The 24246-nt window shown below is 55.7% G+C and carries 18 protein-coding genes and 1 pseudogene; 17 read left to right on the top strand and 2 right to left on the bottom strand.

All coding sequences use genetic code 11. From position 1 onward, the window contains the following. Window positions 1-203: 203 nt before the first annotated feature. Window positions 204-3386, bottom strand: coding sequence for a ribonuclease E (gene rne, locus AC1RQB_RS16115; RefSeq protein WP_063341216.1), 3183 nt, complete (start codon window positions 3384-3386; stop codon window positions 204-206). A gap of 700 nt (window positions 3387-4086) precedes the next feature. Here rne and rluC point away from each other — a divergent pair. From rluC to sppA, 3 genes are read left to right on the top strand one after another with little or no spacing between them, the layout of a single operon-like run. Then, a complete protein-coding gene (rluC, locus tag AC1RQB_RS16110; protein WP_063341215.1) occupies window positions 4087-5049 on the top strand; it encodes a 23S rRNA pseudouridine(955/2504/2580) synthase RluC in 963 nt (320 codons plus the stop codon). Then, window positions 5036-5698 (top strand): HAD-IA family hydrolase, encoded by a 663-nt coding sequence (locus AC1RQB_RS16105; RefSeq protein ID WP_063341214.1) that lies wholly within the window; start codon window positions 5036-5038, stop codon window positions 5696-5698. Before rluC ends, AC1RQB_RS16105 begins: the two co-directional genes overlap by 14 nt. Window positions 5699-5724: 26 nt before the next feature. Continuing rightward, on the top strand, window positions 5725-6714 hold the full coding sequence (gene sppA, locus AC1RQB_RS16100; protein ID WP_063343879.1) for a signal peptide peptidase SppA: 990 nt from the start codon (window positions 5725-5727) through the stop codon (window positions 6712-6714). 73 nt (window positions 6715-6787) lie between these two features. Here sppA and AC1RQB_RS16095 read toward each other — a convergent pair whose 3' ends face one another. Next, a complete protein-coding gene (locus AC1RQB_RS16095; RefSeq protein WP_063341213.1) occupies window positions 6788-7366 on the bottom strand; it encodes a Maf family protein in 579 nt (192 codons plus the stop codon). A gap of 104 nt (window positions 7367-7470) precedes the next feature. Between AC1RQB_RS16095 and AC1RQB_RS16090 the strand changes: the two genes are divergently transcribed. The 14 genes and pseudogenes from AC1RQB_RS16090 to AC1RQB_RS16025 all read left to right on the top strand — a co-directional run bounded on the left by AC1RQB_RS16090 (window position 7471) and on the right by AC1RQB_RS16025 (window position 23942). Next, entirely contained in the window at window positions 7471-7998 is a 528-nt protein-coding gene (locus AC1RQB_RS16090) for a YceD family protein (protein ID WP_004371317.1), read from the top strand. 13 nt (window positions 7999-8011) lie between these two features. Beyond that, window positions 8012-8194 carry a 50S ribosomal protein L32 gene (rpmF, locus tag AC1RQB_RS16085; protein WP_003179396.1) on the top strand — a complete coding sequence of 61 codons (183 nt, stop codon included), beginning with the start codon at window positions 8012-8014 and terminating at the stop codon, window positions 8192-8194. 4 nt (window positions 8195-8198) lie between these two features. Beyond that, window positions 8199-9209 (top strand): phosphate acyltransferase PlsX, encoded by a 1011-nt coding sequence (gene plsX / locus AC1RQB_RS16080; protein ID WP_081235231.1) that lies wholly within the window; start codon window positions 8199-8201, stop codon window positions 9207-9209. A gap of 124 nt (window positions 9210-9333) precedes the next feature. Next, on the top strand, window positions 9334-10272 hold the full coding sequence (gene fabD / locus AC1RQB_RS16075) for an ACP S-malonyltransferase (RefSeq protein ID WP_008067777.1): 939 nt from the start codon (window positions 9334-9336) through the stop codon (window positions 10270-10272). A 16-nt stretch (window positions 10273-10288) separates the two neighbouring features. Continuing rightward, the gene (gene fabG / locus AC1RQB_RS16070) at window positions 10289-11032 is read left to right on the top strand and encodes a 3-oxoacyl-ACP reductase FabG (RefSeq protein ID WP_063341212.1); all 744 of its coding nucleotides are present in this window, start codon (window positions 10289-10291) and stop codon (window positions 11030-11032) included. A gap of 191 nt (window positions 11033-11223) precedes the next feature. Then, window positions 11224-11460, top strand: a complete 237-nt coding sequence (acpP, locus tag AC1RQB_RS16065; protein WP_003175607.1) for an acyl carrier protein — start codon at window positions 11224-11226, stop codon at window positions 11458-11460. A 108-nt stretch (window positions 11461-11568) separates the two neighbouring features. Beyond that, the gene (fabF, locus tag AC1RQB_RS16060; RefSeq protein ID WP_063341211.1) at window positions 11569-12813 is read left to right on the top strand and encodes a beta-ketoacyl-ACP synthase II; all 1245 of its coding nucleotides are present in this window, start codon (window positions 11569-11571) and stop codon (window positions 12811-12813) included. Continuing rightward, on the top strand, window positions 12813-13628 hold the full coding sequence (gene pabC / locus AC1RQB_RS16055; RefSeq protein ID WP_007903998.1) for an aminodeoxychorismate lyase: 816 nt from the start codon (window positions 12813-12815) through the stop codon (window positions 13626-13628). The genes fabF and pabC overlap by 1 nt, the downstream gene beginning before the upstream one ends. 3 nt (window positions 13629-13631) lie before the next feature. Then, window positions 13632-14846 (top strand): endolytic transglycosylase MltG, encoded by a 1215-nt coding sequence (gene mltG / locus AC1RQB_RS16050; protein WP_063341210.1) that lies wholly within the window; start codon window positions 13632-13634, stop codon window positions 14844-14846. A 19-nt stretch (window positions 14847-14865) separates the two neighbouring features. Beyond that, window positions 14866-15159 (top strand): annotated as a pseudogene (gene tmk, locus AC1RQB_RS16045) (dTMP kinase); the annotation flags it as partial. A 635-nt stretch (window positions 15160-15794) separates the two neighbouring features. Further along, entirely contained in the window at window positions 15795-17138 is a 1344-nt protein-coding gene (locus tag AC1RQB_RS16040; protein ID WP_063341209.1) for a hypothetical protein, read from the top strand. Between the two features lie 929 nt (window positions 17139-18067). Next, entirely contained in the window at window positions 18068-18397 is a 330-nt protein-coding gene (locus AC1RQB_RS16035) for a hypothetical protein (protein ID WP_131815975.1), read from the top strand. An 87-nt stretch (window positions 18398-18484) separates the two neighbouring features. Continuing rightward, window positions 18485-19264 carry a YecA family protein gene (locus tag AC1RQB_RS16030; protein ID WP_081235230.1) on the top strand — a complete coding sequence of 260 codons (780 nt, stop codon included), beginning with the start codon at window positions 18485-18487 and terminating at the stop codon, window positions 19262-19264. Between the two features lie 535 nt (window positions 19265-19799). Then, entirely contained in the window at window positions 19800-23942 is a 4143-nt protein-coding gene (locus tag AC1RQB_RS16025) for an NACHT domain-containing protein (RefSeq protein WP_063341207.1), read from the top strand. Window positions 23943-24246 lie beyond the last annotated feature (304 nt).

The raw sequence follows: 24246 nt of genomic DNA, 5'->3' as shown, positions 1-24246 counted from the left end.
GAATGCCTCAATGGACGCTCTGCGTCCGCTTGGGACGCGGAGCGTCCCGGGCTGCATTCCCACGCAGAGCGTGGGAACGATCCACAAACCTGTGGGAGCGTGGCTTGCCCGCGATGAACGAAAACGCGGTCCCGCTGCTTCCCTGCAAACATAAAAAAGCCCCGCCTGGATCACCAGGCGGGGCTTTTTAGTGGCCGATGGAATCAGGCGAGGGGTTTAGGCTCGTGCTCTTTTTCCTGGGCTTGCTCGTGTTGCTCTACCGCTTCCTGAACGGAGCGCGGTGCTTCGTCGATCGCGGATTCAACCGGTTCGGCAGCGACTTCAGCGGCCGGGGCAGGGGCTGCCTCGACAACTTCAGCAACAACCGGGGCTGGCTCGGCAGCGGCCGGAGCAGCAGCGGCAGCCAGTTCGGCTTCCTTCTGCAGACGCTCGGCTTCACGCTTGCGACGACGTACTTCACGCGGGTCGTTCGGCGCACGGCCACTTGGGGTCAGGGCACTGACAGGGGCGGCTTCAACCACCGGTTCGGCAACCACAGGCGCTTCAACCACCGGAGCAGGCTCGGCAGCTGTGACCACTGGCTCGGAGACCATGGCTTCAGCAACCGGGGCTTCAGCGGCTGGCGCTGGAGCTTCGACCGCTACAGGTGGTTCGGCAACCCAGTTGAACGTGGTTTGCTCTTCGCGAACTTCACGGACCGGTTCAGCCGGCGCTTCAACCACAGGCTCGGTAGCAGCCACTGGTTCAGCGACGACGGCCGGCTCGGCGGCAGCTTCAACTTCAGGCTGTGCTTCACGAACCGGTGCTACTTCGATTTCCGGAGCAGCGGTGACTTCTACAGGTGTGGTCGCTTCAACCACTGGAGCTTCAACCGGAGCGGTTTCCAGCGTGGCGGCAGTGGCGCGTTCAGCTTGCTCATTGGCTTGTGCTTCAGCAGGTGCGCTGATCACGGAACTGGCAACGGCTGCGGTAACAGCCAGGCCGGCGGCCAGATCGGCAGCGCTTGGCGCTTCGGCGTTTTCAGCCGATTCGGACTCTTCCGAACCTTCGATCACATTGCCGTTGGCATCGCGTTGACGCTCACGACGGTTGCTGCGACGACGCTGGCCACGGGAGCGGCGGCGTGGACGATCGCCTTCGGCGCCTTCCTGACCGTCTTCCTGCAGTTGCTCTTCGTTGGTGGTCAACTCTTCTTCAGCAACGGCAGCAGCGGCTTGCTCGGTACGTGGCTGACGTTCTTCACGCGGTGGGCGTGGAGCGCGTTCTTCACGTGGCTGACGGGCTGGACGCTCTTCAGCGCTGGCAGCGGCGGCCGGAGCGGCATCCAGAGGCTCGCGCAATTCACGAACCGGACGTTCTTCACGCTCGCCACGTGGCTTGCGATCTTCACGCGGGGCGCGCGGTGCACGTTCTTCACGAGGGGCGCGTGGTGCGCGCTCTTCGCGCGGAGCGCGTTCCTGGGCAACTGCTGGAGCTTCTTCGCGGGCTTCACGTGGCTCACGTGGTGCGCGTTCTTCACGCGGTGCACGTTCCTCACGAGGCTTGCGCTCTTCATCGCGGCGACCATTACGGTTGCGGCTCTGTTGACGGCCGTTGCGGCGCTCTTCGTTGCGAGCAGGGCGTTCGGTGGCTGGCTTTTCAACCACAACCGGCGCAGCAGGCTCTTCCTTGGTGGCGAACAGGCTGACCAGCGACTTCACCAGGCCTTTGAACAGGCTTGGCTCTGGGGCAACGGCCGGTGCAGCCACCGGAGCCGCGACGACTTCGGTCGGAACCGGAGCGTTGGCGCGGGCCGGAGCCGTCTTGACCGCGGCTTCCTGGCGAACCAGGGTGCGGGTCGCGGCGGCTGGCTGGACTTCTTCGACTTCGGCAGCGGCAGCGGCGATTTCGTAGCTGGACTGGCCGACGGCAGCTTCCGGGCTGTCATCGCGCAGGCGCTGAACTTCGAAGTGCGGCGTTTCGAGGTGATCGTTCGGCAGAATGACGATGCGGGCACGGGTGCGCAGTTCGATCTTGGTGATCGAGTTGCGTTTTTCGTTGAGCAGGAAAGCTGCAACCGGAATCGGCACTTGTGCGCGAACTTCGGCGGTGCGGTCTTTCAGGGCTTCTTCTTCGATCAGGCGCAGGATCGCCAGCGACAGCGATTCAACGTCACGGATGATGCCGGTGCCGTTGCAACGCGGGCAGACGATGCCACTGCTTTCGCCCAGGGATGGACGCAGGCGCTGACGGGACATTTCCAGCAGGCCGAAGCGCGAGATGCGACCGACTTGCACGCGAGCGCGGTCGGCTTCCAGGCATTCGCGGACTTTTTCTTCCACGGCGCGCTGGTTCTTGGCAGGGGTCATGTCGATGAAGTCGATGACAATCAGGCCGCCGATGTCGCGCAAGCGCAACTGACGGGCGATTTCTTCGGCGGCTTCAAGGTTGGTCTGCAGTGCGGTTTCTTCGATGTCGCTGCCTTTGGTGGCGCGCGCCGAGTTGATGTCGATGGACACCAGGGCTTCGGTCGGATCGATAACGATGGAGCCGCCGGAAGGCAGTTCGACGACGCGCTGGAAGGCGGTTTCGATCTGGCTTTCGATCTGGAAACGGTTGAACAGCGGAACGCTGTCTTCGTACAGCTTGATTTTGCTGGCGTACTGCGGCATCACCTGGCGAATGAAGGTCAGGGCTTCGTCCTGGGCTTCAACGCTGTCGATCAGCACTTCGCCGATGTCCTGGCGCAGGTAATCGCGGATGGCGCGGATGATCACGTTGCTTTCCTGGTAGATCAGGAACGGCGCGGAGCGATCCAGCGAAGCTTCTTTGATGGCGGTCCAGAGTTGCAGCAGGTAATCGAGATCCCACTGCATTTCTTCGCTGCTGCGGCCAAGGCCGGCAGTGCGAACGATCAGGCCCATGTCGGCCGGGGCAACCAGGCCGTTCAGGGCTTCACGCAGTTCGTTGCGCTCTTCACCTTCGATGCGACGGGAGATACCGCCGGCACGCGGGTTGTTCGGCATCAGCACCAGGTAACGACCGGCCAGGCTGATGAAAGTGGTCAGGGCGGCGCCCTTGTTGCCACGTTCTTCTTTTTCGACCTGAACGATGACTTCCTGGCCTTCGCTCAGGACGTCCTTGATGTTGACGCGGCCTTCGGGGGCTTTCTTGAAGTATTCGCGGGAGATTTCTTTGAGGGGCAGGAAGCCGTGGCGCTCAGAGCCGAAATCGACAAAGGCAGCCTCAAGGCTTGGTTCGATGCGAGTAATCCGGCCTTTATAGATGTTGGCCTTCTTCTGCTCGCGTGCACCGGATTCGATGTCCAGGTCGTAGAGGCGCTGGCCATCTACCAGTGCAACACGCAACTCTTCGGGTTGAGTTGCGTTAATCAGCATTCTTTTCATGTAGTACCGTCGGTTTCCGGGCTGCCGGAAACGGCGTTCGGCACACACGACTTCTCACGGTCGGTGTCAGGTGCGTCAGGAGTGGTTGGCCACTCCAGTGTCTAGCGAACCCCGGCCAATTGGGCCGGTGTCGCGACGTACGCGTCCTGCTTGCTGTGGCTACTTAAGCACTCAGTCAGGAGGAGGAATCAACCGGCGGCTGTGGACGAGATGAAGCGTCTTGATAAAGCCTATTGCTACACAGTCCAGCGGTTGTGCATCTCCACCCTACACGTATCCCTGATAATTCGGGTGCTGCCGCGCGCAGAATCCGCAGCGGGTTGGCATTTACCGTGAGCTCCGAAAGGGGAGGTCACGCATCATGGCTAATTTAGGCGGTGTTTCCGAAGCGTTCGCTCGGGGTCGTTCGCAGCTGACTGCACTTTGTGAACTGGCCGTGAATATTTGCTCGGAAGGCGAGTGAAAACTCTGCTTTGCGGCATGATTCAGGCCTTATGTCACCTGCGCTCGTTACAACTGCAAACTCTGCCGTTACGTAGCGAAAGCCCCGTAGGACGGCCTCTCGTCCTCGTGAATTGCGTTGGTCAGGGCCGGTTTTTGACCGTTAGTCCGCTGTCCAGGCCACTTTTGGCGGCGTTCGCGACTATAGCAGCAATGATTAAGTGCTTCAATTCCATAAAAAATTGTTATCATCCGCACCATGACGACTACTGCCCCTTCGACCCCAGCCGTACAACTGCTGGAGGTCTCGCCGGAATATGCCGGCCAACGTATTGATAACTTCCTTCTCGCTCGGCTCAAAGGCGTGCCCAAGACCTTGATTTACCGCATTTTGCGCAAGGGCGAAGTGCGGGTGAACAAAGGTCGGATCAAGCCCGAATACAAGCTGCAGGCGGGCGATATCGTGCGCGTGCCGCCGGTTCGCGTGCCTGAGCGCGACGAACCTGTGCCGCTGGCCCAAGGTCTGCTGCAGCGGCTCGAGGCCGCGATTGTCTATGAAGACAAGGCGCTGATCGTGGTCAACAAGCCTTGCGGCATTGCGGTTCATGGTGGCAGTGGCTTGACCTACGGCGTGATTGAAGCCTTTCGTCAGTTGCGTCCCGATTGCAAGGAGCTCGAGCTGGTTCATCGTCTCGATCGTGATACCTCCGGCCTGCTGATGATTGCCAAAAAGCGCAGCATGTTGCGCCACTTGCACACGGCATTGCGCGGCGATGGCGTCGATAAGCGCTACATGGCGCTGGTGCGCGGCAACTGGGCGACCTCGATCAAGCAAGTCCGTGCGTCGCTGGGCAAGAGCAATCTGCGCTCCGGCGAGCGGATGGTCGAAGTGGACGAGGAGGAGGGCAAGGAGTCTGTGACCGTGTTCAAGGTCCTGCGTCGTTTTGGCGACTTCGCTACCCTGATCGAAGCCAAGCCGATCACGGGTCGCACTCACCAGATTCGCGTCCATACTCTGCATGCCGGACATTGCATTGCTGGTGATACCAAGTACGGCGATGAAGGTTTCAGCAAAGAGATTCGTGATCTCGGCGGCAAGCGTCTGTTTCTGCACGCCTACATGCTGACGGTGCCGCTGCCTGATGGCGGTGAGCTCAAGTTGCAGGCGCCGGTCGACGAGATGTGGGCCAAAACCGTGGAGCGCTTGAGTGCACCCTACTGATTACAAGCTGCTGATTTTCGATTGGGACGGCACACTCGCTGACTCCATTGGTCGGATTGTCGAGGCGATGCATGTCGCATCCGAGCGGTCCGGTTTTCAGTTGCGTGATGATTTTGCCGTCAAAGGCATTATCGGTCTGGGCTTGCCGGAAGCGATTCGCACCCTGTATCCCGAGATTGGCGACTCCGAACTGGTAGCATTCCGTCAGCACTATGCGGATCACTACATTGCGTCGGAAGCCGTGCCTTCGCCACTGTTTGAGGGCGTTGTCGAGTCTCTCGAAGCGTTTCGTGTCGAGGGGTATCATCTGGCAGTAGCGACCGGCAAAGCTCGTCGTGGGCTGGATCGGGTGCTGAAGTCTCACGGCTGGGAGGATTATTTCGATGTCACCCGCGCCGCTGATGAAACCGCCAGCAAGCCCCATCCGCTGATGCTTGAGCAGATTCTCGCCCATTGCGAGGTTCGTCCGGAGCAGGCGCTGATGGTCGGCGATTCGTCGTTCGACCTGCAGATGGCGCGCAACGCGGGCGTGGATTCGGTGGCGGTCAGCTATGGCGCTCAATCAATCGAAGCCTTGAAGCTGTTCGAACCGAAACTGGCCATCGATCGTTTTTCAGAGTTGCACGCCTGGCTGAATCAGCGGGTTTAATGGGTTTTTTTGCTGGGGTATATGGCATGACCGACGAATGGAAAGCGCCCGCCAAGGCGAGTGCGGAAACGGGCGACGAGAAAAGCTGGAAGCTACTGGAAAAAACCTTGCTCGCTGGCGTGCAGGAACAGCGACGGTCCCGTCGCTGGGGGATATTCTTCAAGTCGCTGACTTTTCTGTACCTGTTCGGCTTGTTGGTTCTGTTATCGCCGATGATAAGCATGGAGAAAGGCGCCGCCCTCGGCTCTGGCTACACGGCGCTGATCGATATAACGGGCATGATTGCCGACAAAGAGCCGGCCAGTGCCGACAATATCGTCGGCAGTCTGCGTGCAGCCTTCGAGGACAAGAAGGTCAAGGGTGTGGTTCTGCGAATCAACAGCCCTGGCGGCAGTCCGGTGCAGTCGGGTTATGTCTACGACGAGATCCGTCGTTTGCGCGGCCTGCATCCAGATACCAAGGTTTATGCGGTGATCTCGGATCTGGGTGCTTCCGGTGCCTATTACATCGCTAGCGCCGCGGATCAGATCTACGCCGACAAGGCGAGCCTGGTGGGTTCCATTGGTGTGACGGCGGCCGGCTACGGTTTTGTCGGGACCATGGAGAAGTTGGGTGTCGAGCGTCGTACCTACACCTCTGGTGAGCACAAATCGTTCCTCGATCCGTTTCAGCCGCAGAAGCCCGCGGAAATCCAATTCTGGCAGAGCGTGCTCGATACCACCCATCAGCAGTTCATCAATAGCGTCAAGAAGGGTCGTGGTGATCGCCTGAAGGATAAAGAGCATCCGGAGCTGTTCTCCGGGCTGATCTGGTCGGGTGAGCAGGCCCTGTCGCTGGGCTTGATCGATGGGTTGGGCAATGCCAGTTCGGTTGCCCGTGATGTGATCGGCGAGAAAGAGCTGGTGGATTTCACTGTTGAGGAGTCGCCATTCGATCGCTTCTCGAAAAAGCTCGGGGCCAGCGTGGCTGAGCATTTGGCAATGTGGATGGGCTTCCAGGGGCCTTCGCTGCGCTGATCGTCTGGCTGCATAAAGAAACCGGCTTTTGCCGGTTTTTTTTAAGTCAAAAGATCGCAGCCTCGTTTGATCTTTAAGGTATCTGCACGCCTTCAGCCAGCAACATATCGATCAGGCGTATCAACGGCAGGCCGATCAGGCTGGTGGCGTCAGGGCCTTCGGTGCTTTGAAACAGGCTCACCCCCAAACCTTCGGCCTTGAAGCTGCCAGCGCAGTCATAGGGCTGTTCAGCGCGCAGATAGCGTTCGATGCGCGCTGCGTCGAGTGCGCGCATGTGTACGGTAAAGGGCACGCAGTCGACCTGGCAGTGGCTGGTCTGGCTGTTGAGCAGTGCCAGGCCGGTCAGGAAGGTCACGCTCGCGCCGCTGGATGCCAATAGTTGTTCACGGGCCTTTTCGAAGGTGTGAGGCTTGCCGATGATCCGCTCGCCGAGTACCGCGACCTGATCCGAGCCGATGATCAGGTGGGCCGGATGACTGCCTGCCAGTGCGCGGGCTTTTTCTTCGGCGAGGCGCTTTACCAGTTCGATGGCTGACTCGCCCGGGCGATGACTTTCGTCGATATCCGGCGAGCTGCACGTGAACGGCAACTGCAAACGGGCCAGCAATTGCCGGCGATAGGCCGAGCTTGAAGCGAGTAATAAAGGCAGCATGCGCATCTCCAAAGGGCAGGGGCGAATTCTAGCGCAGGCTCAAGTGACGGGCAGGGCTGAATTTCCTTTGACATGGCTGGGGGCATCCCTATAATGCTGCGCCTATGTTGAATGACCCGATTCCACCTCACGTTGACCCGCGCAAATTGGCTGACCGTGGCACCACCCTTCAAGGTGAACTGCTGCTGGCCGATTTGGAGAGACTCTGCGACCCGCTTTCCGATACTGTCGGTACGGTGCAGGCTAAATTCGTTTTTGAACGAGATGAACGTAAATCTGTGGTAATTCACAGTTTTATCGACACCGAAGTCAAAATGGTTTGCCAGCGTTGTCTTGAGCTGGTCACCCTGCCGATCCATAGCGAATGCAGTTATGCTGTGGTGAAGGAGGGTGCGAATACCCAGTCGTTGCCGAAAGGTTATGACGTGCTGGAACTGGGCGAAGATCCTTTGGATCTGCAGTCACTGATCGAGGAGGAGCTTTTGCTCGCCTTGCCCATTGTGCCTGCTCATCATCCGGAAGAATGCCAGCAGCCGGCGGGTCTCGATGAGCCCGAACCGAGCGAGGACGAGGTAACGCGGTCCAACCCGTTCAGTGTATTGGCGCAGTTAAAGCGTGACCCAAACGTTTAGGAGTTAATCAATTATGGCTGTTCAGCAGAACAAAAAATCCCGCTCTGCCCGTGACATGCGTCGTTCGCACGACGCTCTCGAGGCTAGCACCCTGTCTGTAGAAAAAACCACCGGTGAAGTTCACCTGCGTCACCACGTATCGCCAGAAGGCGTATACCGTGGCCGTAAAGTGATCGACAAGGGCGCTGACGAGTAATCACTTGTCCGCTCAAGTCATCGCGATTGACGCAATGGGCGGGGACTTCGGTCCCCGCAGCATTGTTCAGGCCAGCCTTGCTTGTCTGTCTGCTACACCCTCGCTGCACCTGACCCTCGTCGGTCAACCCTCCCTTCTTGAAGAACTGCTCTCTGGCCAATCGGCTGTGGATCGCGCGCGCCTGTCGATTGTGCCGGCGTCCGAAGTCATCACCATGGACGAAAAACCTGCCCAGGCCTTGCGTGGCAAGCCCGATTCGTCGATGCGCGTGGCGCTGGAGTTGCTGCGAGACGGCAAGGTCCAGGCCTGCGTCAGTGCCGGCAATACCGGCGCGCTGATGGCGTTGTCGCGTTTTGTGCTCAAGACCTTGCCGGGCATTGATCGACCGGCAATGATCGCGGCCATTCCGACGCAGAAGGGCTACTGCCAGTTGCTCGATCTGGGTGCCAATGTCGATTGCACTGCCGAGCACTTGTTGCAGTTTGCAGTGATGGGTTCGGTCGCGGCAGAAACCCTGGGCATCGTTCGCCCGAGGGTCGCATTGCTGAACATCGGTACGGAAGACATCAAGGGCAATCAGCAGGTCAAACTGGCGGCTACGTTGTTGCAGAATGCTCGTGGCATCAACTACATCGGGTTTGTCGAAGGTGACGGCTTGTACCGTGGCGAGGCGGATGTGGTGGTGTGTGACGGCTTTGTCGGCAATATCCTGCTCAAGTCCAGCGAAGGCCTGGCGACCATGATTGCCGGGCGCATCGAGGCGTTATTCAAGAAAAATTTCGCGTCCAAAGTGGTGGGTGCGCTGGCGCTGCCGCTGATGAAACGCTTGCAGGCTGAGCTGGCGCCGGCACGACATAACGGCGCAAGTTTCCTCGGTTTGCAGGGAATTGTCGTGAAAAGCCACGGTTCGGCGGGGGTGCAGGGTTTTCAGAGTGCGATACAGCGAGCGCTGATCGAGATCCAGGAAAACCTGCCGGAGCGGCTTCATGGGCGCCTGGAAGATTTGTTGCCTTAGGCGTTTTCGTCGGACAATGCTTAAATGTGACCGCTCAGTTCAATGGGCCATCCAACTGTGAGTTTCTTGCGTTCCGGAAACGGGACGTCATTCTCCGACGACAAGATCATTAGGGGCTTGTTACATGTCTGCTTCCCTCGCATTCGTCTTTCCAGGACAGGGTTCGCAGTCCCTCGGCATGCTGGCCGAGTTGGGCGCGCAACATCCGGTGGTCCTCGAAACATTCAAAGAAGCTTCCGATGCTCTGGGTTACGACCTGTGGGCACTGACCCAGCAAGGGCCGGAAGAACAACTCAATCAAACCGATAAAACCCAGCCGGCCATTCTGACCGCCTCGATCGCCTTGTGGCGTCTGTGGCTGGCTGAAGGCGGCGCGCGTCCGGCGTACGTTGCCGGTCACAGCCTGGGCGAATACAGCGCCTTGGTGGCTGCAGGCAGTCTGAGCCTGGGCGACGCAGTGAAACTGGTAGAGCGTCGCGGTCAGCTGATGCAAGAGGCTGTTCCGGCCGGGCAGGGCGGCATGGCCGCGATCCTTGGTCTGGAAGATGCCGACGTGCTGGCAGCCTGTGCCGAAGCGGCGCAAGGCGAAGTGGTGAGCGCGGTCAATTTCAACTCCCCGGGCCAGGTAGTGATCGCTGGCGCCAAGGCGGCGGTCGAGCGCGCCATCGAAGGCTGCAAGGCGCGGGGCGCCAAGCGCGCCATGCCATTGCCTGTCAGCGTGCCGTCTCATTGCGAATTGATGCGCCCAGCCGCCGAGCGGTTCGCCGAATCGATCGCGGCGATCGACTGGCAAGCGCCGCAGATCCCTGTGGTACAGAACGTCAGCGCCACCGTGCCGGCCGATCTGGAAACCCTCAAGCGCGATCTGCTCGAACAGCTCTACAAGCCTGTACGCTGGGTCGAATCGGTCCAGACGCTGGCCGCCAAGGGTGCGACCCAACTGGTCGAGTGCGGCCCTGGTAAAGTGCTTGCCGGTCTGAACAAACGTTGCGCCGAAGGCGTGTCGACCTCTAACCTCAATACCCCAGACGCTTTCGCTGCCGCCCGCGCAGCGCTGGCCTGAACAAGGAGAAGCTTGCATGAGTCTGCAAGGTAAAGTTGCACTGGTCACCGGTGCCAGCCGTGGCATCGGCCAGGCTATCGCTCTGGAATTGGGTCGTCAGGGTGCCGTTGTTATCGGCACCGCGACTTCCGCTTCGGGGGCCGAGCGTATCGCTGCGACCCTGAAAGAAAATGGTATTCAGGGCACAGGCCTGGAACTCAATGTCACCAGCGATGAGTCCGTAGCGGCCGTGCTGGCGAGCATTCAGGAGCAATTCGGTGCGCCGGCGATCCTGGTCAATAATGCCGGTATCACCCGCGATAACCTGATGATGCGCATGAAAGACGACGAATGGCATGACGTTGTCGATACCAACCTGAACAGCTTGTTCCGCCTGTCCAAGGGCGTTTTGCGCGGCATGACCAAAGCCCGTTGGGGACGAATTATCAGTATTGGTTCGGTTGTGGGTGCCATGGGCAACGCAGGCCAAGTAAACTACGCTGCCGCCAAGGCCGGTCTGGAAGGTTTCAGCCGTGCATTGGCGCGTGAAGTCGGTTCGCGTTCGATTACGGTAAACTCGGTGGCCCCAGGGTTCATCGACACCGATATGACCCGTGAACTGCCCGAGGCGCAGCGTGAAGCCTTGCAGACGCAGATTCCGCTGGGTCGTCTGGGGCAAGCTCAAGAGATCGCGTCTGTGGTCGCTTTTCTTGCATCCGACGGTGCGGCTTACGTTACTGGGGCTACAATCCCGGTGAACGGCGGGATGTACATGAGTTAAATGTGACGGATTGCTTCAAAAAAATGTCATACGAGCTGTCTAAAATCCGTTATAAAGCTGCAATCTATTTATAGACAGAGGGTCGCCGGGTTTGAGGAGTGAAGCTTTCAGTTGAAAAACTGAAAAGTCTTTCTATACACTTACCCACCGGCCAGCTGCCTGAATTTGTCCATTAGGAGTGAAAACAAGGTATGAGCACCATCGAAGAGCGCGTCAAGAAAATCGTTGCTGAGCAACTGGGCGTTAAAGAAGAAGAAGTGGTCAACACTGCTTCCTTCGTTGAAGACCTGGGTGCCGACTCCCTTGACACTGTTGAGCTGGTGATGGCTCTGGAAGAGGAATTCGAGACCGAAATCCCTGACGAAGAAGCTGAGAAGATCACTACTGTACAAGCAGCAATCGACTACGTTACCAGCCACCAGGCGTAATAGTTTTTAGTCGTCGCTCGCTGTCATGGAAAAACCGCACTGCCATCCTGGCGTGCGGTTTTTTCTTTAGGCCTGATGCAAAGTCGTCATTTGAAAAAGGAGAGTGCTGTGTCGCGTAGACGCGTCGTAGTCACCGGTATGGGTATGTTGTCGCCACTGGGCACGGATGTGCCGAGCAGCTGGCAGGGCATTCTGGCTGGCCGCAGTGGCATTGGTCTGATCGAACACACCGACCTTTCTGCCTATTCCACCCGTTTTGGCGGCTCGGTAAAGGGCTTCAATGTCGAGGAATACCTGTCGGTCAAGGAAGCTCGCAAACTCGACCTGTTCATTCAATATGGTCTGGCTGCAGGTTTTCAAGCCGTGCGTAACGCAGGCCTTGAGGTCACCGACGCCAATCGCGAGCGGATCGGCGTGGCCATGGGTTCGGGTATTGGCGGCCTGACCAATATCGAAGAGACCAGCCGCACACTGCATGATTCCGGCCCACGACGGATTTCTCCGTTTTTCGTGCCTGGCTCGATCATCAACATGATTTCCGGTTTCCTGTCCATCCATCTGGGGGCACAGGGACCTAACTACGCCATCGCCACCGCGTGTACTACCGGTACACACTGCATCGGCATGGCGGCACGCAACATCATGTACGACGAAGCCGACGTGATGATCGCCGGCGGTGCCGAGATGGCCGCGTGTGGTCTGGGCATGGGCGGCTTCGGTGCCTCCCGCGCACTGTCGACCCGCAACGACGAGCCGACCCGCGCCAGCCGTCCATGGGACAAGGGTCGTGATGGCTTCGTGCTGTCCGATGGCGCCGGCGCACTGGTGCTCGAAGAACTGGAGCACGCCAAGGCCCGTGGCGCGACCATCTACGCCGAGTTGATCGGTTTCGGCACCAGTGGCGATGCTTACCACATGACCTCGCCACCGGCCGATGGCGCGGGTGCTGCGCGTTGCATCACCAATGCCCTGCGCGATGCGAAGATCAATAGCGATCAGGTTCAGTACATCAACGCTCACGGCACTTCGACCTCGGCTGGCGACCTCGCCGAAGCCTGTGCGATCAAGTCCGTGTTCGGCGATCATGCCTACAAGCTGGCGGTCAGTTCGACCAAGTCCATGACCGGTCACCTGTTGGGTGCGGCGGGCGCGGTCGAGGCGATTTTCAGCGTGCTGGCAATCAACAGCCAGGTAGCGCCGCCGACCATCAACCTCGATGAGCCGGACGAAGGCTGCGACCTCGACTTCGTACCCCACACCGCGCGTGGGATGGATATCGACGTCGTGCTGTCCAACTCCTTCGGATTTGGCGGTACCAATGGCTCGCTGGTGTTCCGCCGGTTCGCTGGCTGATGGACAGCTGGGTCGACGGTCAACCGGCTGACGCTTTGTCGCTGAAGGATCGCGGCCTGGCTTACGGTGACGGTCTGTTCGAAACCGTTGCGGTCAAGGGCGGGCAGCCGCTGCTGCTGGATCGACATCTGTCGCGTCTGGCGGAGGGGTGTTCGCGCTTGGCGATTGCCGCTGATCATCAACTGATCCGTGCAGAGCTGCTGGCCTATGCCGCCGCGCTGGGCGAGGGCGTGCTCAAACTGATCCTCACCCGCGGCGACAGCCTGCGCGGTTACGCCGTCGATCCCTCGGCTCAGGCTCGGCGCATTCTGCAAGGCAATCCTCCTGCGGCTTATCCGGCTGTTCATGCGGAGCAGGGCGTTCGTCTGTTTCCTTGTGCAACACGGCTTTCCAAACAGCCATTGCTCGCCGGTCTCAAGCATTTGAATCGTCTGGAGCAGGTCATTGCCCGTTCCGAATGGCAGGACACCGAGCATGCCGAAGGCTTGATGCTGGATCAGGTCGGGCGGGTGATCGAAGGCGTGTTCAGTAATCTGTTCCTGGTACGCGATGGCGTGCTGGTGACCGCCAATCTCAAACGCTGTGGCGTGGCGGGCGTGATGCGCGCCGAATTATTGTTTCAAGCCAAGTCATTGGGGATTCCCACGCAAATCACCGATATCACCCTCGAGCAGCTGCAATGGGCTGACGAGGTCTTTGTCTGCAACAGCGTGTATGGCGTTTGGCCGGTGCGCGCCTATGCCGCACTGAGCTGGCCGGTTGGGCCGCTCACCCGTAAACTCCAAACCATTGCCCGTGCGCTACTGGATGCTTGATTCGTGAGACGTAAATTCTTGCTGCTGCTGGAAACCGGATTGGTTCTGGCGGGGCTGTTGGCCGGTGCTTGCGCCTGGAAAATCGATTCGGCGCTGGAACAGCCGCTGAACATCGCCCAGGAAGAGCTGCTGGAAGTGCCCAAAGGCACTACGCCAAACCGTACCTTCCTTCGACTCGAAGCCGATGGCGTCATCAAAGACGCTTTCTGGCTGCGCGTGTATTGGCGCTTTAATCTGGCAGGGCAACCATTGCACAGCGGCGAATACCGCATGGTGCCTGGTATGACAGTCAATGGGCTGATCGACCTGTGGAAGCGCGGAGAAATGGTGCAATACAGTCTGACGCTGGTCGAAGGCTGGAATTTTCATCAGGTTCGCGCGGCCCTGGCCAAGGATGAAAAACTCGAACAGACCCTGAACGGTCTCAGCGACAGCCAAGTGATGGACAAACTCGGCCACAGCGGGATTTTCCCCGAAGGGCGATTCTTCCCCGACACGTATCGTTTCGTGCGAGGTATGACCGACGCTGATCTGCTCAAGAAAGCTTACGACCGCCTCGACGAGGTCCTCCTCAAGGAATGGAACCAGCGCGCTACCGACGTCCCTTACACTGAGCCCTATCAGGCGCTGATCATGGCCTCGCTGGTGGAAAAGGAAACCGGTGTGCCGCAGGAGCGTCGGCAGATCGCCGGCGTGTTCGTGCGGCGCATGGAGATGGGCATGCTGTTGCAGACCGATCCAACGGTGATTTATGGTTTGGGTGATCGTTACAACGGCAAGCTGACCCGCGCCCATCTCAAGGAACCGACGCCGTATAACACTTACATTATTGCCGGCCTGCCGCCGACGCCGATTGCGATGGTGGGCCGCGAAGCGATCCATGCGGCGTTGAATCCGGCGGACGGCAACAGCCTGTATTTTGTCGCGCGCGGTGATGGCAGCCACGTGTTCTCCGATGATCTGGACGCCCACAACAATGCGGTGCGCGAGTTCCAGATCAATCGACGTGCCGATTACCGGTCCAGCCCTGCGCCGACTGTTACGCCGTCGACGGAGGATGCCCAGGCGCCAATCTCGGCGGCTTCGCCCAATGCGGCGCCCGAAGAAATGCCGCCAGTAGCGCCGCAAGACTCTGTGCAAGATCCCGTACAAGATCCCACACAAGAATCTGCGCCAGCACCCGAAGCGGATGCGCCCGCGCCGCAAAGCCCGCAATGACTCTGACTAAGGACTGCCTGTGACTGGCTTGTTTATTACCCTGGAAGGCCCGGAAGGCGCCGGCAAGAGCACCAATCGCGAATACCTGGCCGAGCGTCTGCGCGCTGCCGGGATCGAGGTGGTGTTGACCCGGGAGCCCGGCGGCACGCCCCTGGCTGAGCGGATTCGCGACGTGCTGTTGGCCCCGGTCAATGAGGTCATGAACCCCGATACCGAGCTGCTCTTGGTGTTCGCCGCGCGAGCCCAGCATCTGGCCGAGGTGATCCGTCCGGCGCTGGCCCGTGGCGCGGTAGTCCTGTGCGATCGCTTTACCGCGACGTTAGTTCCGGTAGATCGCCTATGTAAACCTTTCGGAAATAGCCATAACCTGTCCTGTTTTAGTGCCAAAATCCAATATTCTAGGCATTTCTAAGCGCCTGAAGATTGGCGTTCCTATCAAAAAGCTCGAAAAAAACTGAAAAAATGTAAACCTTCCTGTTTTCCGCATCCTGCTATGCGAAATGTAAACCTTGAGTATGATTTTTCGCTCGAAATGGAGCCGTTTTTTTCAGCAAAATGTAAACTTCGCGCCCCTACGCGCATTCCAAGCCCCGCCAGGGCCCAAAGGCGCTGCAACAAAAATTTGCCAGCCCCTGAGTGGCATATCGTTCGCCGGAGGCAATTAGCGGCTGCTCAAGGCGCTCAGGCCTGCACCGATTTCCGCCTATTTCCATTCAAGACTCCGCATGACTCCTACGTGGGAGGTACTGAAGTTCTTCCTGGTGCGGTGGGGCAAACTGAACAGTCCTGATTCGACCCTGCCAGTTGCTACCTTCGGCAACTCGATCCACGGAATCTAAGTCCCCTTGCTATCCCCTTGGGCAACTCTATGGCCAATTGCCAGAATTTGAGTAGGATGGCTACCGAGCCCCAACCACTTCGAAACCACCTCCTCGGACCGATTGCACGATGGCCATCAAATTAGAGATCCACGCTACCGATCCTGAAGTTATTGCACTGGTCCAGCGCTACTGGGCACTGAACGAAGAATGTAAGCCTGTCGAGAACGTGAGCGCGATGCTGCCATTTCGCGAGGTCCTCAAGCCGCATGCACTCGCTGCCTATGTCAGAACGCATTGCACCGTGTACGACGAGAACCAAAACTGTTCGGTCTGCGGCTGCGCGCTGGTTATAACAAGCAGATCCGAGGTGAAGAGATTCAAGCAGCACCCGCTGTGGCCTTGCGCGGCATGCAAGGACAAAATGGGCGAGGCAAAGCGATTAGTTGAGGCGAAAGCGGCGGCTGACTTGCAAGAGCAAGTTGCGCAGCATGCAGAGCGAGTCACAGCGAAAACGACTGATTATTCAAGTATCCCGAATGACCTAGCATTCATCCTGGTAGCACTTGAACGCGCCATCGCTCCTCGAATGTTCGGTGGCAGTTTTTCTTTCCGCGATTGCCATGCTCTAGCGCCTATGGATTCGGAAATGTTCATCAAGCGGCTCTGGAGGGCTGGCGTACTGTCAGACAATCCTCACGCTGCTGGTACGAGTGCTTATTTTGTAAATGCCAATGGACTGAATTACTACAACGACAAAGTCCGGTTCATGCTGGTACCTGATGAACTCCTAGGAGGAGGCGAGGAAGCTTTCAATGAGTTGGTTGTACGACCGTTTACGAACGAAGGCATGTTGGCGCTTTGGTACGACTACGCCGTGGCCGATTGCATGGCCTACCTGACCAATCAGTTGCAGGAATTCAGGCAAGTTTTTCCTGAGCACAAGACGGAAGAAATCAAAAGCGCGATTTACACGGCGTTGAAATATTACAGCACCAGAGACGTGTGGAGCCTGCTGTGGCGGGTCGTGCAAACAGTTTCGTCTAACTCGAACCATAAGTACTCCAACAAGGAACGCTCGGCTGGCACCATTGCCTCAAAGCTGCGGCTTCAATTTGAAAAAGCACGTAAGGAGAAAACCGACCTAGGTGAATGGAATCGATTGAAATCGATACCGACAGGAACGTTGGGGCAAATTTTTTACGAGTTGTATGGCATTGATGAAACGACCGAAGCCCTGGTAATCATCAAAACACTTTCTGTTAAAGAACCTTTAGATCGTGAGGAGATTGAAGCGAGTATCGATGTTCATGTTAATGAGTTGATGGCGTCTGCACTGGCCAGTGGAAGCGGGGCGGCGGCAATTTATGATTTCGCAGAATTGATCCGTAATGGTGCGGAAATTGCTGACGCGGTGGAGCAAATTGCTGGGATATATGCATTAAATCGCGCGGATGAACCCTCTACGTGCTGAGGGGCTGAGCTGAGCGTCATTGGCTAGTAGCGGTCCCGGCTGTGCCGGAAATCGCCCAAGGGGAGGGGGCCTCGTTACGGCGTTGACAATGATCAAGAAGCGGCTTCATCTTTCATCGCAATGATGCTCCCCAAGAGGGTGGCGATGAGGGAATAGATGGTCGACCCGCGTCAAAAGTCTTGGTTCTTCTGCGGGGCCGCCCTCGACTTCTGTGATGCGTAAATGTGCGCATCAAGAAGTTGGATATATCTTATGGTGGCGTTCGTACCAGACAAGGCAAAAATGGCTCCCATATTGAAACCCCCATGCTCGCTTTGTCCCACCTAAACGGAATCGATACGCGGTATCAAACTGGTCAAGTTCCAATTCAGCCCATCGAGCTTGAGCTTCCGGAGTAATGGTTGCAACCTCCTGAGGGTGGTGCGGTTTCCTACGGTTCCGCCTCTTGTTTTCTCCAGTTTTAAGTCAGGAAATCTCAGACCACGTCATTTGAGTTAGAGGAACAAGTTCGCGAGAAAGCTCTGTGGCCCATTCTTCCTCTGTCCAGCTACTAGACTCTCTCCATGACCACTCACCCTCCGTGTCGGACACAGTGGCGCACCAAGTCATACGCGTGCTGTGCGTGGCTGGCCTATCTGTCAGCTTAGGCATGCCCTTAAGGGCCTCTTTGTGCTCTAAGATGGGTGGAGAAAGATTCCGAAATTTCATCAGATGGTGTGCTCCGACTGCTGGAGCATTAGGTTCGTGAGCAACATTACACCGCCGGCCTGTGTGGCAAAAAACAAAGTCAGTGAAAAAACGCGCCTGTTACACGGTAAATATGGAATTTCAACATTTTGGTAAGCAGGGCGGTATGGATGAACAGTGGGTTTTATGAAGAACCTCTACCGTGCGGAGGTAAGTTGAAAGTACAATAAGAATCATGGGAAATGAAATATTATTTCCCGGGGGCTGATTTGAGGCATAGTGGATTGTTTGTCTCGGTGCCTGGCGCACAAGTTGAGAGTTATATTTCTACCTTTCGTCAAAACTGGGAAGATTTTGAGCGTCTTAAATTAAGCATCCCAGTTGGTGGTGAGTTTGTAAAGGAAGGTCAGATGGGCATGATGATACGTATAGGGAAATTTTCTCAAGGAGTATGCATTAAATCTTACCATATGCCTATCAGCTCAAAAAAACATCTTGAATCAATTATTAGTAGTTATAACCACGATTCTGAGCGTGCTAAAATCATTCAAAAATGTTTAGCTCACCTATAATGGGTAACTCTGCATTTGATCTTGATGGCTTTGTGCGCCAGTTAGGGCTATATATAAAACTATATGCCGGAAGAAATGGAAAAAGCCATGAAGAAAACAGGAAGAAATACTCCGTGCCCTTGTGGGTCGAACTTAAAATATAAATACTGCTGTATATCTAAAGAAAGTCGGTCGAGAATTATCAAAACAAAAATGCCATGCGGTGATTGTGGTTTGGAAACAGTGCTTGATCTTTCAAGCGACTTTCTGAATATATACTCGCAAAGTAGAATTCCGCTATTAAATTTTTTTAAAGACAATGATTTGTATTTTTTTGGCACTGTCATCACCGTTGCGGACTCACTTGAGTTTGATGAGCTTTTAAGAAGTGGTACGCTAACTAAAAATCATTTGGTGGCGAAATACATACAAAAGGTCAAGCAAGAGAGCGTATTTGATTATATTGATGACGCCGCTTCAATGCACTCGGCATTTGAGTCAAGAAGGCAAATACTCAAAGATGCAGTCGAGGCTCACTTTAATGGTAAATATACATTATCTGTACCCGTGCTTTTCGCTCAAGTAGAGGGGGTTCTCAGAGAGTACGGTGGAATGAAGCAGGCAGATAAGTTTAGACCTAATGTGTCGACGGAAATCTGGGATCGCAGGCTTTTGTTCGCTATTACGGATAATGCCCGATATTTTAATGCGTTCATAAATAAATTGTTTGAGGGTCAACAAAACGAATCCAGTTTTAACAGGAATCCAATTTTGCATGGTATGAGTGTTAACTACGACTCTGAAGAATGGTCAATCGTTCTGATTTTAATTATCTTGGAAATACGGAATTTTATGTGGTTTGAGAAACACACAAAGAGTGTTATTTAAAGAGGCATTTAACAAGTCGCTAATTGTGATGGCTGCAATGTTGGGGCGTGAAGGGCAATTTTTAGCCCATTACTGATATTCGAGAAAGGTAGATGTCGCCAAAGCGGTCAATAGAGCTGGCCACAAAGGTCTGGTGTTTGTTCAGTTTCGATAAGAGAACGACCATGTCAACAAACAAGGCTGCGCTACCATTTTTTCTGTATCTGTGGAGCACGCATCCCGCTGTGCGGCTATCCCGCCGCAGGCGTAAAACTAACTAAAGGTAGATTTCGGCCTGGTGAAACGGTTGCTTGGGCGCTCTACGTGAGTTTGTGATGAGTCCGAGATGACGGCCACTCAATTGTCCAAGATCCATGCCGCTTGGACGCTTACCATCTGCTTCAGACGTGGTCATTTCAACTGAATACCGGCCGTTCAACTTGCGTAGGACGTCATCGAGGTCGTGGTGGCGAGTTAGTCAGGAAGTCCATGTCACCTAAGGTTAACTACCAGTAGAATATTTTAGGATCCGAAATTATCAGATGGAGCAGCACGTATGCCAACGATCGACTTCACCAATATCCGCAGCGCTCCAAAAAGCAAAAATGACAGCTTTGAAGCCTTAGCGGTGCAGCTTTTCCGCTTTAGTTGCGATGCTCCCGAGGGCTCAAGCTTCTACAGCCTCCGGGGCGATGGTGGAGACGGTGGTGTTGAGGCGTATTTCCGCGCACCAAATGGGGAAGTGTTGGGAGTACAGGCAAAGTATTTTTTCCAGCTTGGCGCCAAAGAGCTAGGGCAAATAACAAAATCGGTCACAGCGGCCCGCCTGAACCATCCAGCCCTTTCAGAATACTGGATCTACATCCCGTTCGATCTAACCGGGCGAGTCGCGGGAGGCGCGCGCGGGCAGGGTGAGGTCGAGCGATTTGAGAGTTGGAAAGAGGAGCTAGAACAGCGTACCGAAGCTGAAGGTCAGCGCGTCAAAATCACCTTGTGTAGCGCTACAGTGATGCGTGAACAGCTCCAGCGTTTGGATACGCATGGAGGGATCCGTCGTTACTGGTTTGACGATTCTGTACTTACACCGGTTCAGGTTCAGCAATGCCTTGACCAGGCTCGTGAGTTTGCTGGTCCGCGGTATATGGGCCAATTAGACGTGGTGACCGATGCCCATGACATCCTGGATTTCTTCGGTGGCACTGCTGATTTTTCAAACTGGCGACACCAGATATTTTCCCCAATCCTAAGCGAGCTGAGATCACTGCGCGGTCGCACGGACGACGTTTTCGATCTGATCAACAAGGACAAAAAAGCAGAAGCAGAAAGCTTGCTTGAACAATTGTCGTCACAGTTAACTGAGGTTCGGCAGGTCGAGAAGCCGGAGCAGTCAGTCACCCAAGCGTTGAAAACGGTTATTCAGCTACAACCCATTTTGCTCACAGCAAAGGAGAGTCAAGAGGCGGCGTTTGCTCAGCAGCATGGTGTCGAAAGTGATACCCCGAGTTTTCGGCAATTTAATGCTGAGTACATGTGCGCTTTTCCCGCCGGGGCTATGGACGCGGCAAGAGAGCTTTTCCAGCTTAATCAATCTATGGAAAAGATTCTGACCTGTCCCCAACTGAGCGTTTCAGAGGGCAACTCGTTGCTTCTCGTCGGACCGGCGGGTGTCGGAAAAACCCACGCAATAGTCAGCGCGGCCTACCGGCGTTTCGCAGAAGGTGGTCTGTCTCTCGTGGTGTTTGGAGACGATTTTGATGGTGGCGAGCCTTGGGAAACCATTCGAAGCAAGCTTGGCTTTGGTGCTCAAATTGGGCGTGATGATCTGTTCCAGTGTTTGAGCACGTCCGCCGAGCACGCAGGCCTACCGTTCGTGATATTCATTGATGCACTGAATGAAAGTCGGGCTGCTGCCCGTTGGAAGGCAAAGCTTCCCGAACTGATCCAGCAGTGTAAGCCATACCCTGGAGTAAAAATTTGCGTATCTGCTCGTGATACTTATAAAGACTTGGTTACTGATTCCAGATTTCCAGGCTATGCATTTGAACACCGAGGGTTTAACGGACAAGGAGTCGAAGCACTCCAAGCGTTCGCTGATTTTTATGGGCTTGATGCAGAAATCACTCCTCTTTTTTCGGAGGAGTTGAGCAATCCGTTATTCCTCCATTTGGCATGCAAAACTTTGCAGGAGGAGGGGAGCAAAACCCTCGATGTATCCTTGCCAGGTTTTTCTGCCTTGCTCGAACGGCACCTCAAACATAGCAACGCCGCGGTCAAAGAACGACTAGGCTATTCAAGTCCGAAAAATTTGGTCCGCCAATCGATGCTGAGTCTGGCGCAAAGGCTCACGAGTGCATCAGCAAGTGATCGGCTTTGGGAATCCTGCGCTGCCGGCCTTCGTGACGTAGTGGGGCCGGAACTCACGCCTGAAGTATTCATTCGAGAGCTTCAGCGTGAAGGCCTAGTCATACTCACTGAAGGAACCGATGACACTTGGACGGTTAGGCTTGGATACGAGCGATATGGCGACGTCCTTCGAGCCATTGCACTGGTAGATGGTCACACACATGAGTCTGGTGAACTCGATGTGAAAAGATTAGGCGCCAGCTTGGTCTCGCTTCCGCCTGAGGACAGAGGCTTGTTGGAAGTACTCGCGGCGGTACTTCCCGAGAAAACGGGAATTGAAATCGTAAATCCCGATATTGGATTGGAGACGGAGCTTGCCAACCGACTGTTCGTTCACGGATTAGCGTGGCGCTCTAGCAAGAGCTTCGAAAATAACGGCCTGGAAGATGAAATCTTTGCTGCACTGAAGGTGCCGGGACTTTGGGAGGACTTATACGAAGTCTTTGTAAAAGTCAGTTTGGTGCCTAACCACCGTCTTAACGCAGAGCTATGGCTGGACAACTTCTTGACTCGCCAGCCTTTGGTAAATAGGGATGTTTACCTATCACGTGCAGCGTTCAAGTCATACGCCAATAATGGCGCGGTCAAGTCCCTGCTGAATGCCTCTCTGACCGCTGACATTATGCGATGGCCAAGTGAAAGCCGACGATTAGCTACCATTGTTCTTGGGTGGCTGACGTCTTGCGCGGACCGTCGCGTTCGCGATCAAGCATCGAAAGGACTGGTGCGTTTGATAGTGGCTGATCCTCCGCTCGCAGCTGGATTTGCAAGAAATTTCCTGGCGTCCGATGATGATTACATTCTTGAGAGTGTGACTGAGGCCATATATAGCGCATGTTTGATCGCACGCGCGCAGCGTCCCGCATTCATTCCAGCCCTTCGGGTACTGGTCTCTCACGGATACGACCGAGCCAATGTGATCATTCGGGATTCGATTCGGATGCTCGCGGAGTTACTCAAAGATCACGGTATCGATGAGCCGCTAAGAGAGCGGTTGGGGCGCTTTCCGAGTAAAAGTCCAGTCATACAAGCATGGCCGACGCTCGTGGATGCCAAGCCACTTCTCGATCTGGAGCATCTTCCCTCAGATATGAAGCTTTGGGGCTCAAACATTGGGCCCGATTTTTGGCGGTATCAGGTGGAGGGGAAGGTCTCAGGGTTTGATCTGAAGGCTGCTTCGGTAACGAAGGAAAACATTGCCTGCTGGATTATGGTCGAGACCTTGAGGCTCGGGTTTCCTGGCTACAAGGAAGGAGTACTGAATTACGACCGAGCCTTGAATAGTGAGTTTGGCTCCGGCCGTGCCCGAGCGGGCTATGCCGAACGGCTGGGCAAAAAATACTACTGGATCTCACTCCATCGACTGCTCGGGGTCCTTTCAGATCACATTCAGCCGTGTGCGTCATATCAGGGCACTGTGCCTGGACCAGATCATTACTGGTCAGTGGATGTGCGAAAGCGTGATTTAACCGACATGAGAGATGTGATCTCCGAGCGGACCTATCCCGACAGCATCCTGCGCCGGCGCGAGTACGCTTTTCCTTCTCATGAAAGCGATGTAAAAAAATGGGTAAAGACCGATGATTTCGCGACACACGAGACCCGCTTATCTTGCACAGACACCAACGGTGTAGTGTGGATTGCTCTACAGCGTAATGAAGCCGCCAACGATTTGGGTGAGGATGATGCGTGGACAACGCCGTATCTTTCATTTGATGTTTTCTACACGTCGGTATTAGCTGATGAAGAGGTTTTCGGTACGAGATCCTACGATCGCATCGACCGTGCTTTCTCTGATCATGCGAGCTGTTACAGAAGCTTTTTAGGGGAGTACCCGGACGGCGCCGCTTTCAATCAGTTTGTAGAGGAAGGAACGACCAACACCCATTGTGACGGGATGGCACGCACAATGGTGACATTGAGCAGGGGCGGCGAATGGGAGTATGAGTTTACATCTGAGACTGATCGACCAAGTCTAGATGTGCCGTGCCAAGATATTGTTAAGACATTGGGTCTCATATGGGACCAGCAACGTGGATGGCTGGATGAGGCAGGCTCTCTCATCGCTTTCACCTCAGGTCCCTACCGCAACAATGCGTTGTTTATACGCAAAGCGGCACTGGATTCATTTTTGGAAGAAACAGGGAAGAGCCTGCTTTATAGGCGATTCGCGAATCGTGGTTTTATTAACCAGCGAGGGGACACGGGCTCACAAATCGACCTTCGTACCTACCTTAAATACATTCCACAGGATGGCTTCGTGGTCATGCATGATGAGTCGGATTTGTTCGAGTAATGGCTCATCTTTTGGTATTGCCCAACGGCGAAGGTCAGAATCTAAAGGGCCTTCGCTGTTCGCTTGAAACGGACGACAGCCAAAGAATCATCTCCTTGTCGAAAAGTCAGTTTGCCTGTGCCTAAGTGAGTTCGCCGGACGCGTTCAAACATTGCGCGCCTGAAGGCATTGATCGTGAGTCCCGGTGTGATTTAGCTCAGCCGGGAATCTTGGATTAACTCCATCGGGGTCGCGCAAACGTGGACGGACATCAGCGGATAATTCTGCCCCATTAAAGAAGGTACAGGTGGCAACCAAGGTGACT

It is taken from the genome of Pseudomonas sp. GW822-FHT02E03, from assembly GCF_058802325.1.
This window is presented reverse-complemented; position numbering and strand designations above follow the sequence as displayed.